We start from the raw sequence: 14,987 nt of genomic DNA, 5'->3' as shown, positions 1-14,987 counted from the left end.
TCGATCTAAATCAGGGTGTTAGCTCGCATAGACTTTCGCGAGTCTCTCCCCTCCCCTTCAGGGGAGGGGCCGGGGGTGGGGCGGTTCGGCAAGCGTAACGCCGGTGGATAGGCCCCACCCCAACCCTCCCCTTAAGGAGAGGGGCTTTTGAAAAAGTGAACCGATTATTCCGCCGCCTTGGCCATGTCCTCGAACTCGGCCGCCGCCAAGAACCGCTCGGCGTCGAGTGCCGCCATGCAGCCGGTGCCCGCCGCCGTCACCGCCTGACGGTACACCTTGTCGGCCACGTCGCCGCACGCGAAGACGCCCGGCACGTTGGTGCGCGTCGAGCCCGTCTCGACCGCGATATAGCCGTCCGAGTCCAGCTCCAGATGCCCCCGGAACAACTCGGTCGCCGGGTGATGGCCGATCGCGACGAAGCCGCCCTCGACATCCAGGCGGCTATGCTCGCCCGTCACCGTATCGACCAGATCGAGCGCGACCAGGCCCGCATTGCCGCCGCCGTCGACGAACTCGCGAACCTCCTTGTTCCACAGCACCTTCACATTCGGGTGCGCGAACAGCCGCTCCTGCAGGATGCGCTCGGCGCGTAGCGAATCGCGGCGATGGATCAGCGTCACGTCGTCCGAATGGTTGGTCAGGTACAGCGCCTCCTCGACCGCCGTATTGCCGCCGCCGATCACCGCGACCTTCTTGCCGCGATAGAAGAAGCCGTCGCAGGTCGCGCAGGCCGACACGCCCTTGCCCTTCATTGCGTCCTCGCTGTCCAGGCCCAGCCACTTGGCCTGCGCGCCCGTCGCGATGACCAGCACTTCGCCCTCATAGACGTCGCCGCCGTCGCCGATCAGGCGGAACGGACGGTTGGTCAGGTCGACTTCCGTGATCGTGTCCCACATCATCCGCGCACCGACATGCTCGGCCTGTTTCTGCATCTGTTCCATCAGCCAGGGCCCCTGGATGACGTCGGCGAAGCCGGGATAATTCTCGACATCGGTCGTCGTCGTCAGCTGACCGCCGGGCTGAATCCCCTGCACCACGATAGGCTTCATCCCCGCGCGCGCGCCGTAGATGGCGGCCGACAATCCGGCCGGGCCGGAACCGAGGATGAGCATACGGGTGGAATGGGTGGTCATGTCGTCGTCCTGAGAAAGCCTGTTCGCGCCCTAGATAGTCGCGACGGTCACAAAAATGAACCGCTTCTCATGCGGCGAATCCGCCGCTGCTTCGTTAGCCGTTGCAAGTGGAGGTTTGCCCGATGCGCGACGATGACGACGTGAAGATCACCGAATATACCGCCCCCGCCGGCGGCTGGGGCTCGATGAAGGGCATGGCCAAGGTTCTTCCAAAGGAAGGACTGGGGCCGGAGACGCTCGATACGCTGCGCCGCCAGAACAAGCCCGGCGGCGTGATGTGCGTCAGCTGCGCCTGGGGCAAGCCGGCCAAGCCGCATGTCGCCGAATTCTGCGAGAACGGCGCGAAGGCGACCGCGTGGGAACTCAGCTCGCTTCGCGTGACGCCGGATTTCTTCGCCAAGCACACCGTTGCCGAGCTGGAGACATGGCCCGACCATGATCTGGAACAGGCCGGCCGCCTGACCCATCCGATGCGCTATGATCGCGCTTCGGACAAATATGTCGCGGTCAGCTGGGACGACGCCTTCGCTGCGATCGGCGCCAAGCTGAAGAGCTGCGATCCGACCAAGGTGGTGCTCTACGCCTCGGGCCGGGCCTCCCTCGAAACCTCGTTCATGTATTCGCTGTTCGCGCGGCTCTGGGGGCAGCAGAACCTGCCCGACAGCTCGAACATGTGTCACGAGACGACCTCGGTCGGCCTGAAGTCCGCCATCGGATCGCCCGTCGCGACGATCCAGATGGAGGATTATGACAAGTGCGACGCGATCTTCTCCTTCGGACAGAATGTCGCGACCAACGCACCGCGCATGCTCCACAATCTCCAGGCCTGCGCCAAGCGCGGGGTGGAGATCGTGACCTTCAACCCACTGCGGGAGCGCGGCTGGGAGCGCTTCGCCTCGCCGCAGAACCCGGTGCAGATGCTGACCGGCAGCTCGACCGACATCTCCAGCCAATATCATCAGGTGAAGGCCGGCGGCGACATCGCCGCGCTGACCGGCATCTGCAAGCTGGTGATCGAGGAGGACGACCGCGCCATCGCCACGGGCGGCCAGCGCATCCTCGACCATCATTTCATCGAGCAGCACACGACGCGGTTCGAGGATTTCGCCAATTACTGCCGCAATGCCGCGTGGAGCGAGATCATCCGCGATTCGGGCCTGACCCGCGATGCGATCGAGCAGGCGGCGCGCGTCTATATGAAGTCCGAACGCGTCATCGCGGTCTACGGCATGGGCATCACCCAGCACCGCTATGGCATCGATGCGCTGCACATGATCGTCAACCTGCTGCTCCTGCGCGGCAATATCGGGCGCGAGGGCGCGGGGCCGGGGCCGGTGCGCGGGCACAGCAACGTGCAGGGCCAGCGCACCGTCGGCATTACCGAGAAGACCGAACTCGCCCCCGTCGAGCGACTGAAGGAACTGTTCGAATTCGAGCCGCCGACCGAGAATGGCTGGGACACGGTCGAAGCCTGCCGCCAGATCATCGCCGGCACCGCCCAAGGCTTCGTCCAGCTCGGCGGCAACTTCCTGCGCGCGACGCCCGAACACGCCAAGATGAAGGAAGCCTGGGCCAGGCTCCCCATCACCGTCCACATCGCCACCAAGCTCAACAAGAGCCATCTGGTGCCCGGCGAGGAGAGCTATATCCTCCCCTGCCTCGGCCGGTTGGAAACCGACATGCAGGCGGGTGGCCGTCAGGCGGTGTCGATGGAGGATTCGTTCAGCCATATCTATGGCTCGGTCGGCAAGGCGACGCCCGCCGCCGATACCCTGCTGTCCGAACCCGCGATCGTCGCTGGCATCGCCAAGGCGGTGCTGGAGCCCAATCCCAATGTGCCGTGGGACGAATGGGTCGGCGATTACGGCCTGGTCCGCACGGCGATCGAGAATGTCTATCCCGACAAGTTCGCCAACTTCAACGAACGCCTGTTCGAGCCGGGCGGCTTCTGGAAAGGCAATCCGGCCGCGCACCGCAAATGGGAAACCGAAAGCGGCAAGGCCGAGTTCAACGTGCCGCGTGCCATGGACGCCTCGGGCATCGAACCGGCCGAGGGGCGGATGCGCCTCATCACGCTGCGCTCCAACGACCAGTTCAACACCACCATCTATGGCTATGACGATCGCTTCCGGGGGATCAGCGGCACGCGGATGGTCGCGATGATGAACAAGGCGGACATCGCGAAGCTGGGCCTTGCCGATGGCCAGACCATCGCTTTGGAAAGCGATGCCGGCGACGGTGAGGAGCGTGTGGTCGACGGCCTGCGGGTGGTGGAATACAACATCCCCGAGGGCTGTATCGGCGGCTATTATCCCGAGCTCAACTATCTGATCCCGCTGGAGCATCATGCGCTGGAAAGCCATGTGCCCGCCGGCAAGTCGGTGCCGGTGAAGGTGCGCGTCCCGGTATGAGCATATTGGGTGCCGTGCTGACCGGGGGACGATCCTCCCGGTTCGGGTCGAACAAGGCCTTTGCGATGCTGGGCGAGGACAGCCTGGCATCGCATGCGCGTGCGGCGATCCGCCCCTATTGCGCGGAGGTGATCCAGGTCGGCGGTGCGGACGGTATCCCCGACCAGCCCGAGCCCGGTCTGGGGCCGCTGGGCGGGATCGCCGGCGCGCTCGACTATGCCGCCGCGCATGGTTTTCGCTGCGTGTTGACCATCGGCTGCGACATGCCCCGGCTGCCCGACGGGTTGATCGAGGCGCTGATGCGGCGGGAACCCAGCTATTGCCAGGACGCGCCCGTGCTGGGCCTGTGGCCCGCCGCGCTGGGCGCGCATCTGATGGCGCATCTGTCGCTCGGCCGTGACCGGTCGATGCGCGGATGGGTCCGTGCCATCGGTGCCATTCCCATCGCTTCGCCTCAGCCGATCGCCAATGTGAACACCCCCGCCGACCTCGCGGCGCTGTGAGGCTGTCGTGAGCGTCTCGCACGCGCCGGCGCGGCTGCTGACGCTCGGCCGCCTGACATCGGATGGCGGGCATGGCGAGATCGAACGGATGGTCGCGGTCGAATGTCCGGTCGCGATCGAGGTGGACGGCTTCGGCTATGCCGTCATGATGATGACGCCCGAGCGGCTGGAGGATTTCGCTACCGGCTTCCTGCTGACCGAGCGGCTGATCGATGGTGCCAACGACATCCTCGACATCGAACCCTTCGCCGCCGAGGCGGGGTGGATCGTCCGCATCGCGCTGGCCGAACGCGTGCGCGGCCGCATCCGCGACCGGGTGCGCCACCGGACCAGCGACACCAGTTGCGGCCTGTGCGGTCTGTCAGGACTGGAACAGATCGCGCGACCGGTGGCGAACCGCCCCCCCGCCCCGCGCGCGTCCGTCGAGACGCTGTTCGCCGTACTGGGCGATCTGCGCGCGCATCAGCCGCTCAATGCGCGAACGGGTGCGGTGCATGCCGCCATCGCCTGCACCCCGCTTGGCGCGGTTCTCGCCAGTGCGGAGGATGTCGGGCGCCACAATGCGCTGGACAAGCTGGTGGGCGCGTTGGCGCGCCAGCCGCATCCGGGGGCGGATTTCATCCTCGTCACGTCGCGAATCAGCTATGAGATGGTCGACAAGGCGCTGATCGCCGGTGTCGGATTGCTGGTCGGCATTTCCGCACCGACCAGCCTGGCGATCGACCACGCCCGCACCCACGGCCTGACCCTGATCGCACTCGCCCGCCCCGACGCGATGCTGGTCGCGCATGACCCGCATGGACGTTTTGCCTGACGCGTGACGCCCGCCATTGCGGCTGTCACGGCCGCTGATAAGCTGCCCCAAATACGGCTTTCGGGAGACGTGCGGTGACGGCAAAGAACATCCTGTGGAGCCTAGCCGCGCTCTGTCTAGGCTCCGCATACGCGATGGCGCAGGACATTCCGTTCACCAGTGACATGCAGAAAGCCGATGCCCTCGTCCGCGCGGGGCGATATTGGGACACCAACGCGCTGCTGACCGCGGCCACCTTCGCCCCTGATGGATCAGTGAAGGATAAGATGCTGTTTCAATATTGGTCGCAATTTACGCCGTTCGTCACCAACGAGGTCGACCCGATCGTCTATGACCGCGCTGGTCGTTTCGGTGCGCCCGACCCGAGTTGGGCGACACGCATCGCCGCCGCCGAACCGCGCGATGCCATCGCCGAGATCGTTGCGCGGGCGAAGACCACGCGAATCGTCATCCTGAACGAGGCCCATTACAGCCCGCGCGACCGCGCCTTTGCCTGGCAGGTCGCCCGCGCGCTCCGTCCGCTCGGCTATGACGTGCTAGCCGCCGAGGCGTTCGGCAACAATCCCGAAAGTCCCGGCGGCCCTACCCCGGCCGAGCGGCTGGCGCAGGACCGGATCGTGCGCCGCTCGCTTGGCATGTATACGCTCGATCCAGTCTTCGCGAATTATGTGCGCGGCGCCTTGGCGCTGGGCTATCGCCCGATCGGCTACGAACAGACTGCCGCGCAGCAGACGCCCGAGGGCGGCGTGCCCGAGCGCGAACAGGCCCAGGCCGAAAACGTGATGGCCTTTCTGCGCGCTCATCCAACCGCTAGGCTGCTCATCCATGTCGGGCATGGTCATGTTTTAGAGGGCGGCGCGAAAAAGCCGGAATACGCCATGATGGCGCAGCGCCTGAAGCAGATGTCGGGCATCGACCCGCTGACGATCGACCAGACCAGACTTAGCGAACTCGCCTCTAATGCCCGTCCCGCATTGCAGGTCGCCGCCCCGCGCCTTCACGGCAAGCCTGTGGTCTTTTTCGAGGGCGACCGACCGATGATTCTTGGTTCTGCGGAGGACAGCGTCGACCTTCAGATCGTCCATCCCCCTCGCCGTTACGTGAAGGGACGTCCCGACTGGCCGGCAAACCTTGGTGGACGGCCACGCGCCATCCCCAGGGACCTTCTGCCCCAAAGGGGAGCCCGGCTGATCCAGGTCTTTGCCGCCGACGCGTCCGACGATACCGTTCCACTGGACCAGGTGCTGGTCGAGGCGGGCAAGCCGGTTCCTGTGCTGATGGTACCGAACGTCCCGATCCGCTTCGTCACACAGGGCAACGGGGCCATGGTGGCAGGATCGTCGAAATAAAAAGAAAATACACCGGGTGGTAGCGAAGGAGGGACTTGAACCCCCGACACGCGGATTATGATTCCGCTGCTCTAACCAGCTGAGCTACTTCGCCATGCCGTGGCGTTCCACCCGGTGGAGGCGCGCCTATAGACAGGGGTTTTTCGGGCGTCAAGCGAACAAATGACGCGAAATCATTTCCCAAGGGCCGCCGCGATACCACCAGGCACCCAGGCCGATCAGTTCGACCGGTCGGGGACGGAAATCGCGCTCCATCTGCTGGAGGAGCAGCTTGGCGGTGGCGGGGGTCACCTTGTTCTGGATCGTGACGTGCGGGCGCCATCCGCCCGCGTCCTGCGGGGTCAGCATACCGGCAAAGGCGTCGACCAGTTCGCGCCGGATCGCGACGAGGCCGGGCGATTCGATGCGGATCGCCACGCCCCGGCCCAGCGACATCAGGCCCGCCGCCTTCGTCTCGGGCGCGCGCACGCCGCGCGTCAGCCCGTTGAGACGATGCTTCAGCTCCGCCTCGGCGCTGGGCGGCAGATGGTGGAACAGCGTGCAATGCGCGTCCAGCACGTTGCGCTCGGGGGGAAAATGCTGTCGTCGCAGACCGTCGAACCAGCCCTGATCGGCGCGGCCGAACAGGGCGGTGACGATGATGGGGGCCGGGATGGAGGCGGGCCGCGCGCTCAGATTTCCACCTGACTGCCCAGCTCGACCACGCGGTTGGTCGGCAGGCGGAAGAATTCCATCGCGCTTTCGGCGTTCCTCAGCATCCAGGAGAACAGCTTTTCGCGCCAGACCGACATGCCGGGGCGCTCCGCCGCCAGCAGGGTCTGGCGCGACAGGAAGAAGCTGGTGTCCATCATCTTGAACACGCCCCCCTCCACCTCGACGCGCTTCAGCGCGGCCGGCACGTCCGCCTCCTCCATGAAGCCGAAACGCAGGACGAGACGGTGGAAGCCATGCCCCAGATCGTCGAGCTTGGCGCGGTCGGCCTCGGGCCAATAGGGCTGGCTCATGATCTTGACGGTCAGCAGGATGATCCGCTCGTGCAGCACCTTGTTGTGCTTAAGGTTGTGGAGCAGCGCGTGCGGCACGCCGTCGGGCGTGGAGGTCATGAAGATCGCCGTGCCCGACACGCGGCTGGCGGCGTTGGCGGCGGATTCGATGAAGATCGGAATCGGCATCGTCCCTTCCCGCAGTCGCTGCATCATCAGCTTGCGGCCCGTCGACCAGGTCGTGAGGAAGGTGAAAATGATGAAACCGACCAGCAGCGGGAACCAGCCGCCCGCGGGCACCTTCGTCAGGTTGGCGAGGAAATAGGCACCGTCGACCACGAAGAACAGGGTCAGCAGCGGCACGGCGGCGAATGTCGGCCATTTCCACAACCGGGTCAGCGCCACGCCCAGCAGGCAGGTGTCGATCAGCATCGCCCCCGTCACCGCGATCCCGTAAGCCGAGGTCAGGTTGGACGAGGAACGGAAAAACAGCACCAGCAGGATCACCATCACCATCAACATCCAGTTGATGAGCGGGATGTAGATTTGTCCGGCGGTCGCGGCCGAAGTGTGTTCGATGCGCAGGCGCGGCATGAAGCCCAGCTGGATCGCCTGTTGGGTGACCGAGAAGGCGCCGGTGATCACCGCCTGGCTGGCGATGACCGCCGCCGCGGTCGCCAGGATGACGAGCGGCAGCTGCAACCCCTCGGGCGCCAGCATGTAGAAGGGGCTTTCGAGCGCGGCCGCGCCCTCGCGGAACAGCAGCGCGCCCTGCCCCATATAGTTGAGCATCAGCGCCGGCAGCACGAAGCACAGCCAGGACAGACCGATCGGCCGCCGCCCGAAATGCCCCATATCGGCATAGAGCGCCTCGGCCCCCGTCACCGCCAGCACCACCGAGCCGAGCGCCAGGAAGCCGCGTACCGGATCGATCAGGAAGAACTGCACCGCATAATGCGGTGACAGCGCGCGCAGGATGCCGGGCGTCTCGACGAAGCTGATGACGCCCAGCACCGCGATGGTCGCGAAATAGAGGAGCATGACGGGCCCGAAGAACAGGCCGACCCGCTCGGTCCCCGATCGCTGGATCTTGAACAGGATGACGAGGATGGTGATGGCGATCGGCAACACGAAGCTGCCAAAGGCGGGCGCCGCGACGGCCAGGCCCTCCACCGCGCCGAGCACGGTGACGGCGGGCGTGATCATGCTGTCGCCATAGAATAAGGCGGTGGCGAACACGCCGAGCAGGATGATCCCGCGCGACCAGCGTCGCGTCTTGGTCTGCCCGGACACCAGCGCGAGCAGCGCCAGGCTGCCCCCCTCGCCCTTGTTGTCGGCGCGCATGATGATCGCGACATATTTGACCGACACGACGATCATCATCGACCAGAAGATCAGGCTGACGACACCCAGGATATGCGCGGTGTCGAGCGGCAGCGGATGGTGCGGGTTGGCGAAGGTTTCGCGAAAGGCGTAGATCGGACTGGTGCCGATATCGCCGAACACGACGCCGATCGCGCCCAGCGCCAGCCGCGCCACACCGTTCTGGTGATGCTGGTGATGCAGGTCCTCGGACGCGGTCGTCGCGATCCCGGTGGGTGCGACGCTCATCGCGAGGTCGCCGAGCCGGCGATGGGCGGGACTATCGGCACTATCCGTGGCAACCCTTCGATCATCGCCGCCCCCTAGCATGGCCCCAAAAGGCCAGCAACGCGGACACAGGGGGCTTGTTTCGCGGCGAGGGCATTTTGGTGGTCGGGGCGATGCGATGTTGCAACACGAGGTCGGCAGCTAAAGGCACCAAGCGCTTACCCCAAGCACGCCCCTCCCGCAGGCGGGAGGGGATGGGGGAGGGAAAGCCACGGGCGATGGTCTCGGTGAGACTCCTTGCCCTCCCCCAACCCCTCCCGCCTGCGGGAGGGGAGAAAAAGGATCGCCCCGCTAAGTGGATAGCGACATCATCCTTGCAACACAATCTCACAGCCGAAACGGTTCACCTCCGCCCCCCGATCGGCTAGGGCCGGGTGATGGTCAGTCGTTCCGCCCAAGAGGCCGCTCCGGTAACCCCGTCCGCCGCACCCATGCAGGCCGCACCCATCGTCACGATCGACGATGTCCGTGCCGCGCATGCCCGGATTTCGGACCGGATCGTCCGCACGCCGACGATGATCAGCCGCACCCTGTCGAAGCTGACCGGGGCCACCGTTTACCTCAAGTTCGAAAATCTTCAGTTCACCGCCGCCTACAAGGAACGCGGCGCGCTCAACACGCTGCTGCAACTGTCCGACGAGGCGCGGGCCCAGGGCGTCATCGCCGCCTCGGCGGGCAATCATGCGCAGGGGCTGGCCTATCACGCCAACCGGCTGGGGGTGCCCGCTACCATCGTGATGCCGCGCACGACGCCGATCGTGAAGGTCGTGCAGACCGAAGGGCACGGTGCCACCGTGGTGCTGGAGGGCGATACCTTCGACGCCGCCTATGCCCATGCCCGCGTGTTGGAGGCGGAACGCGGCTATACCTTCGTCCACCCGTTCGACGACCCGCGCGTGATCGCCGGCCAGGGCACCGTCGCCCTGGAAATGCTGGCGGACGCACCGGACATCGACACGCTGATCGTGCCGATCGGCGGCGGCGGGCTGATCTCCGGCATGGCGACGGTCGCGGCGGCGGCGGACAAGCCGGTCGAGGTCGTCGGCGTCCAGGCCGAGCTGTTCCCGTCGATGTACAACCGGCTGAACGGCACCAGCCTGCCCTGCGCGGGCGACACGCTGGCCGAGGGTATCGCGGTCAAGCAACCCGGTGGCCTGACCTCGCAGATGGTGGCCGCGCTGGTCCGCGAAATTCTGCTGGTCGACGAACGTCATCTGGAGGAATCGGTCAGCGCGCTCCTCCAGATCGAGAAGACGGTGGTCGAGGGCGCGGGCGCGGCCGGGCTCGCCGCGCTGATGTCGCATCCCGAACGCTTTCGCGGCAAGACGGTCGGCATCGTGCTGTGCGGCGGCAATATCGACACCCGCCTGCTCGCCAACGTATTGCTGCGCGATCTGGCGCGCTCGGGGCGGCTGGCGCGCCTGCGCATCCGCTTGCAGGACCAGCCGGGCGCGCTGTTCAACGTCGCGCGCATCTTCGATCGCGAGCGGGTCAACATCATCGAGGTGTATCACCAGCGGGTCTTTACCACCCTGCCGGCCAAGGGCCTGATCACCGACATCGAGTGTGAGACGCGCGATGCGCTTCACCTCCACCGCCTGATCGAGGCGCTACGCGCCGCCGGTTATGAGACGACCCAGGTGGAACTGGCCTGACGCCCCGACGGAACCGGGCGTCGCGGCCCTTCCCCACGGCCGCGAAGAAATCGTCCCGTTTCCGTACAGCGCTAAACCATGCCCATGGCCGGGAAATTCGTTAAGAAGGCCCGGTTCTCAAATCCCGAAGGAAATTCCAGGCGGTGACCGCGCCTTTTCGTTTTCCGCGCTTTTTCGTCACCAGCCCGGCCCCCTGCCCCTATCTGCAGGGGCGGGAGGAGCGCAAGGTATTCACCGAACTGAACGGTGAGCATGCCGACGAACTCAACGAGGCGCTGAGCCGCATCGGCTTCCGCCGAAGCCAGGGCGTCGCCTATCGCCCGTCCTGCGCGGGCTGCACCGCCTGCGTGTCGGTCCGGGTCGTCGCCGACGGGTTCCGCCCCAACGGGTCGCAGCGCAAGCTGCTGCGCCGTCATGCCGATCTGGAGGTCACCGCCTGCCAACCCTGGGCGACCGCCGAGCAGTTCGAGCTGCTGCGTCGTTATCTGGGCCGCCGGCATCCCGGCGGCGGCATGGCGGCAATGGACGAGAGCGATTATGCCGACATGGTCGAGCTGTCCCCCGTCCAGTCCGTCGTGGTCGAATATCGCGAGCCGACCGGCCCGGATGGCCAGCGCGGACGGCTGCTGGGCGCGTGCCTGACCGATCGGCAGGGCGATGGCCTGTCGATGATCTACAGCTTTTTCGAGACCGAGGATGAAAGCCGCCCGGGCCTGGGCAACTTCATCATCATGGATCATATCCTGCGCGCCCGTGCGGCCGAGCTTCCCTATGTCTATCTGGGCTATTGGGTGAAGGGATCGCCGCGCATGACGTACAAGACGCGGTACCAGCCGCTAGAGGCGCTCGGCCCGCGCGGCTGGTCGCTGCTCCACCCCGACAGCCCCGATGTCGGCGGTCCACCCGCCGTCGAGACCGCGATCGAGGCGGGCGAAGAATAGACGCGGAGATGGGGACAGGGCCTCTTCCCAACCCCTTCCGTCAAAGCGCGATGACAATGCATATCTAAACTAGCCCCTCCCCTCCAGGGGAGGGGTTGGGGTGGGGCCTCTCAACAGGCGGAGCGCTTGGGAATACGCCCCACCCCCGTCCCCTACCCATCAGGGGAGGGGCTTGACGCTCCATTGACCCGCTTCCGTCAACGGCATCGTGTCGCCCCACGCCTCGCCGGCGACCGGCGCGGCCCCTGCGGCATCCAGTGCGACGGCGACGCGGACATGCGTGTCGGTCAGGGACAGGCCGATCGCGGGATCGAAGCCGATCCAGCCGATCTCCTCGACATGCGCCTCCGCCCAGCAATGCGGGCGCGCCGCCTCCGCATCCGCCTGCGCCACGAAGCCCGATACGAACCGCGCCGGTATCCCGAGCGACCGCGCGCCGGTGCAGAACAGATGCGCCAGGTCACACGGCCCGGCCTCCTCCGAACCCAGCAGTCCAGCCGCCGCCTGGCCGTCGTTGGCGAAACGGCGATGGATCGTCACGTTCAGGGCGTGCAGCATCGCCAGCGGACCATAGCAGTCGCGGACCGCCTCGCCCACGAAGGCGACGATCGCCTCGGTCGCGGCGGTGGCGGCCGTGCCGCGCAAATAGAGTGCGGGCGGCAACGTCTCGTTGGTACCGCGAACGATGCCATGCCCGTCGCTGGTCAGGACGTCGCCGGTGACGGTGATCGTCACGGCGTCCACCCGCTCCTCGACATACAACATCGTCACCGCATTGCCGAACCCGTCGCGGCCCGAGCGCATCCGCGCGTCGCAATCGACATCGATCCGCCAATGCGCGACCGTCTGGTCATCGCTATTGTCGGGCGTCAGCCGCAGCATCTGGACCACGGCCCTGCCCCGCAGCGTCGGCCGGTGGACGATCTGGTGCTCGATGGCGATGCGCATCAGGCGAACTTGAACTGGCGGCCGATCGCGCCGTGCAGCTGGGCATTCTCCAGAATGAAGGCTTCGAGATATTGGTGGAGCCCGCCCGCGATCACATCGCCCGAGCGGGTCTTGCTCATCCGGTTCGCACGCACTCTCGCCATTCGATCCGCCTCCCCATGCTGCCCCGTTCGCCGGGCAAGCTGCCCCAGCACGTCCACCGTTTCCTCGACCGACGCCGCCAGGCTGCGCGGCAGTTCGGCACGCGCGATCAGCAAGTCGATGACGTTCGAGGGCTTCAGCCCGTCCGAATAGAGCCAGCGATAGGCGGTGACGGCGGAAACGGTCTGGAGGATCGTCGTCCACTGGTCGCGATCGACGACGCCGCCGATCCGCTCGCCCGCCGGCAGCAGAATGTGATATTTCACGTCGAGCAGCCGTGCGGTATTGTCCGCGCGCTCCACCGCCTGGCCCAGCCGGATGAACCATGTCGTCTGGTTGCGCAGCATGCGGTGGACCGCGCCCTCGAAACCGCGCGTCTCGTTCTTCACCGCCTCGACCAGGCTCAGCACCGCAGGCGGATCGTCGGCGGCGGGCCGCGCCTCGAAATGCAGCCAGGCGCGGTTGATCGCGCTCCATGCCTCGCGGGTCAGCGCGGTGCGCACCGCGCGCGCATTGGTGCGCGCCATGTCGATGCAGCGGACGATCGAGCCGGGGTGACAGGTCTCGACGGTCAGGAAGCGCGCGACCTCGCGCCGCCGCAACTCGCGCCCGCCCTCGGCAAAGGCGCTGGCGGTATCGGTGACGGTCAGCGCCGATCCCCAAGCGGCCAGCCCGGCCGAACGCGGCGACAGGACATCCAGCCGCACCGTCGCCTCGACCAGCCGGGCGATGAAATCCGCCCGTTCGAAATAGCGCCCCAGCCAGTAGAGCGAGGACGCGGTCCGCGACAGCATCAGCGGTCCCCCTGCATCTGGATTTGCGACATCTGGGTCTGGGTCTGCACCCAATTGTCCGGCTCGGGCGGCATCAGGACGAAGCTGTCCTTGGTGCCCCCGCCCTGGCTGGAATTGACGACCAGCGAGCCCTCGCGCAGCGCGACGCGGGTCAGGCCGCCCGGCGTCACCTCCACCCCGTTGCTGCCCGTCAGGACGAAGGGGCGGAAATCGACATGGCGCGGCGCGACTCCGCTCTCGACCAGCGTCGGCACGGTCGACAGCGCCAGCGTCGGCTGCGCGATATAGCGATGCGGCTCGGCAATGAGCGCGGCGCGGAAATGCTCGATCTGCGCCTTGGTCGCGGTGGGACCGACCAGCATGCCATAGCCGCCCGATCCGTCGACCAGCTTGACCACCAGCTCGCTCAGATGGTCGAGGACATAAGCCAGCGATTCCGGCTCGCGACAGCGCCAGGTGTCGACATTCTTCAGCTTGGGCTCGGCACCCGAATAATAGCGAACGATGTCGGGCATATAGCTGTAGATCGCCTTGTCGTCGGCGATGCCATTGCCCGGCGCGTTGAGGATGGCGACATTGCCCGCCGCATAGGCCGCGATCAGCCCCGGCACACCCAGCATCGAATCGGGGCGGAAGACCAGCGGATCGAGAAAGTCGTCATCGACGCGGCGATAGATGACATCGACCTTCACCCGCCCCGCGATGGTGCGCATCCAGACGATGTCGTCATCGACGACGAGGTCGGCCGCCTCGACCAGCTCGACCCCCATCGAATCCGCCAGGAAACTATGTTCGTAATAAGCCGAATTGTAATGACCCGGGGTCAGCACGACGCAGGTCGGCTCGCCCACGCCATGCGGCGCGACCGATTTCATCGTGGCGAGCAACCGGTCGGGATAGCTGTCGACGGCGGCCACCCGGAACTGGCGGAACAGCTCGGGGCACAGCCGCAGCATCGCCTCGCGATTCTCCAGCATATAGCTGACGCCCGAGGGGGTGCGGGCATTGTCCTCCAGCACGAAGAAATCGTCCGGCCCGGTGCGGACCAGGTCGATGCCGCAGATATGCGCCCAGACGCCGTGCGGCGGGCGCATCCCTGCGATCTCGGGGCGGAACTGCGGATTGCCGAAGATCAGGTCGGGCGGCAGGATGCCGTCGCGCAGGATCTTCCGCTCGCCGTAAATGTCGTCGAGAAAGGCGTTGATCGCCTCGACCCGCTGTACCAGCCCCTCGGACAGGCGCGCCCATTCGTCATGCAGGAAGACGCGCGGCACGATGTCGAACGGGATGATCCGCTCGGCCGCGTCGCTCTCGCCATAGACCGCGAAGGTGATGCCCAGCTGGCGGAAGGTCGCCTCGGCCGATTGCTGGCGGCGGCGTAGTTCGGTGTCCGGTGTGTGATCGAGCCAGCGTTGCAAGGCGGCCAGTTCGGGGCGCGGCGCCGCAGCGTCCAGCCCCCCCATGATTTCGTCGAACGCGGCGATAGTCCCCATCCGGTTGTTACGCTCCCCCTGTCGGCCGGGTTCCATGCTGCACCGCATGATGGGGGTGCACAAGGGGGCGGCAAAGAATTCCTCCCCTGCAAGGGGGAGTGTTTACTTTGGACTCTGCAATCGCTTTCTGGCGAGGAAGATGTCGAGGGTAACTTCAAGCATGTGCTGGGTC

General features: G+C 66.2%; 12 protein-coding genes and 1 tRNA gene. 6 read left to right on the top strand and 7 right to left on the bottom strand.

What is annotated here, in order from left to right; translation table 11 throughout:
• Positions 1–164: 164 nt before the first annotated feature.
• Positions 165–1,133 (bottom strand): thioredoxin-disulfide reductase, encoded by a 969-nt coding sequence (gene trxB / locus ACQKJZ_RS13565; RefSeq protein WP_427731533.1) that lies wholly within the window; start codon positions 1,131–1,133, stop codon positions 165–167.
• Between the two features lie 122 nt (positions 1,134–1,255).
• On the opposite strand from trxB, the gene ACQKJZ_RS13560 reads away from it, so the two are divergent.
• The 4 genes from ACQKJZ_RS13560 to ACQKJZ_RS13545 all read left to right on the top strand — a co-directional run bounded on the left by ACQKJZ_RS13560 (position 1,256) and on the right by ACQKJZ_RS13545 (position 6,210).
• Positions 1,256–3,544 carry an FdhF/YdeP family oxidoreductase gene (locus ACQKJZ_RS13560; protein ID WP_427731531.1) on the top strand — a complete coding sequence of 763 codons (2,289 nt, stop codon included), beginning with the start codon at positions 1,256–1,258 and terminating at the stop codon, positions 3,542–3,544.
• The gene (gene mobA, locus ACQKJZ_RS13555; RefSeq protein ID WP_312488109.1) at positions 3,541–4,047 is read left to right on the top strand and encodes a molybdenum cofactor guanylyltransferase; all 507 of its coding nucleotides are present in this window, start codon (positions 3,541–3,543) and stop codon (positions 4,045–4,047) included. The genes ACQKJZ_RS13560 and mobA overlap by 4 nt, the downstream gene beginning before the upstream one ends.
• A gap of 7 nt (positions 4,048–4,054) precedes the next feature.
• Positions 4,055–4,861 carry a formate dehydrogenase accessory sulfurtransferase FdhD gene (gene fdhD / locus ACQKJZ_RS13550; RefSeq protein WP_427731528.1) on the top strand — a complete coding sequence of 269 codons (807 nt, stop codon included), beginning with the start codon at positions 4,055–4,057 and terminating at the stop codon, positions 4,859–4,861.
• A gap of 74 nt (positions 4,862–4,935) precedes the next feature.
• Complete coding sequence (locus ACQKJZ_RS13545) at positions 4,936–6,210, top strand: hypothetical protein (RefSeq protein ID WP_427731526.1); 1,275 nt, start codon at positions 4,936–4,938, stop codon at positions 6,208–6,210.
• 17 nt (positions 6,211–6,227) lie between these two features.
• Here the strand turns inward: ACQKJZ_RS13545 and ACQKJZ_RS13540 are convergent.
• The 3 genes from ACQKJZ_RS13540 to ACQKJZ_RS13530 all read right to left on the bottom strand — a co-directional run bounded on the left by ACQKJZ_RS13540 (position 6,228) and on the right by ACQKJZ_RS13530 (position 8,804).
• A tRNA-Met gene (locus ACQKJZ_RS13540) sits at positions 6,228–6,304 on the bottom strand.
• A 56-nt stretch (positions 6,305–6,360) separates the two neighbouring features.
• Complete coding sequence (locus ACQKJZ_RS13535; protein WP_427731537.1) at positions 6,361–6,864, bottom strand: 2'-5' RNA ligase family protein; 504 nt, start codon at positions 6,862–6,864, stop codon at positions 6,361–6,363.
• Between the two features lie 17 nt (positions 6,865–6,881).
• Entirely contained in the window at positions 6,882–8,804 is a 1,923-nt protein-coding gene (locus ACQKJZ_RS13530; RefSeq protein WP_312488103.1) for a potassium transporter Kup, read from the bottom strand.
• A gap of 470 nt (positions 8,805–9,274) precedes the next feature.
• Between ACQKJZ_RS13530 and ACQKJZ_RS13525 the strand changes: the two genes are divergently transcribed.
• Together ACQKJZ_RS13525 and ACQKJZ_RS13520 are read left to right on the top strand one after the other, a co-directional pair.
• On the top strand, positions 9,275–10,498 hold the full coding sequence (locus tag ACQKJZ_RS13525; RefSeq protein WP_427731535.1) for a threonine ammonia-lyase: 1,224 nt from the start codon (positions 9,275–9,277) through the stop codon (positions 10,496–10,498).
• Positions 10,499–10,641: 143 nt separating this feature from the next.
• The gene (locus ACQKJZ_RS13520; protein ID WP_427731524.1) at positions 10,642–11,439 is read left to right on the top strand and encodes an arginyltransferase; all 798 of its coding nucleotides are present in this window, start codon (positions 10,642–10,644) and stop codon (positions 11,437–11,439) included.
• Between the two features lie 159 nt (positions 11,440–11,598).
• Here ACQKJZ_RS13520 and ACQKJZ_RS13515 read toward each other — a convergent pair whose 3' ends face one another.
• Genes ACQKJZ_RS13515 through ACQKJZ_RS13505 form a run of 3 tightly spaced genes read right to left on the bottom strand, consistent with a single transcriptional unit; the run spans position 11,599 to position 14,815 of the window.
• Positions 11,599–12,387 carry a transglutaminase family protein gene (locus ACQKJZ_RS13515; protein ID WP_427731522.1) on the bottom strand — a complete coding sequence of 263 codons (789 nt, stop codon included), beginning with the start codon at positions 12,385–12,387 and terminating at the stop codon, positions 11,599–11,601.
• The gene (locus ACQKJZ_RS13510; protein WP_427731520.1) at positions 12,387–13,322 is read right to left on the bottom strand and encodes an alpha-E domain-containing protein; all 936 of its coding nucleotides are present in this window, start codon (positions 13,320–13,322) and stop codon (positions 12,387–12,389) included. The genes ACQKJZ_RS13515 and ACQKJZ_RS13510 overlap by 1 nt, the downstream gene beginning before the upstream one ends.
• A complete protein-coding gene (locus tag ACQKJZ_RS13505; RefSeq protein ID WP_427731518.1) occupies positions 13,322–14,815 on the bottom strand; it encodes a circularly permuted type 2 ATP-grasp protein in 1,494 nt (497 codons plus the stop codon). Before ACQKJZ_RS13505 ends, ACQKJZ_RS13510 begins: the two co-directional genes overlap by 1 nt.
• Positions 14,816–14,987 lie beyond the last annotated feature (172 nt).

This window comes from Sphingomonas sp. NPDC019816 (assembly GCF_050274375.1).
Lineage (GTDB): Bacteria > Pseudomonadota > Alphaproteobacteria > Sphingomonadales > Sphingomonadaceae > Sphingomonas.
This window is presented reverse-complemented; position numbering and strand designations above follow the sequence as displayed.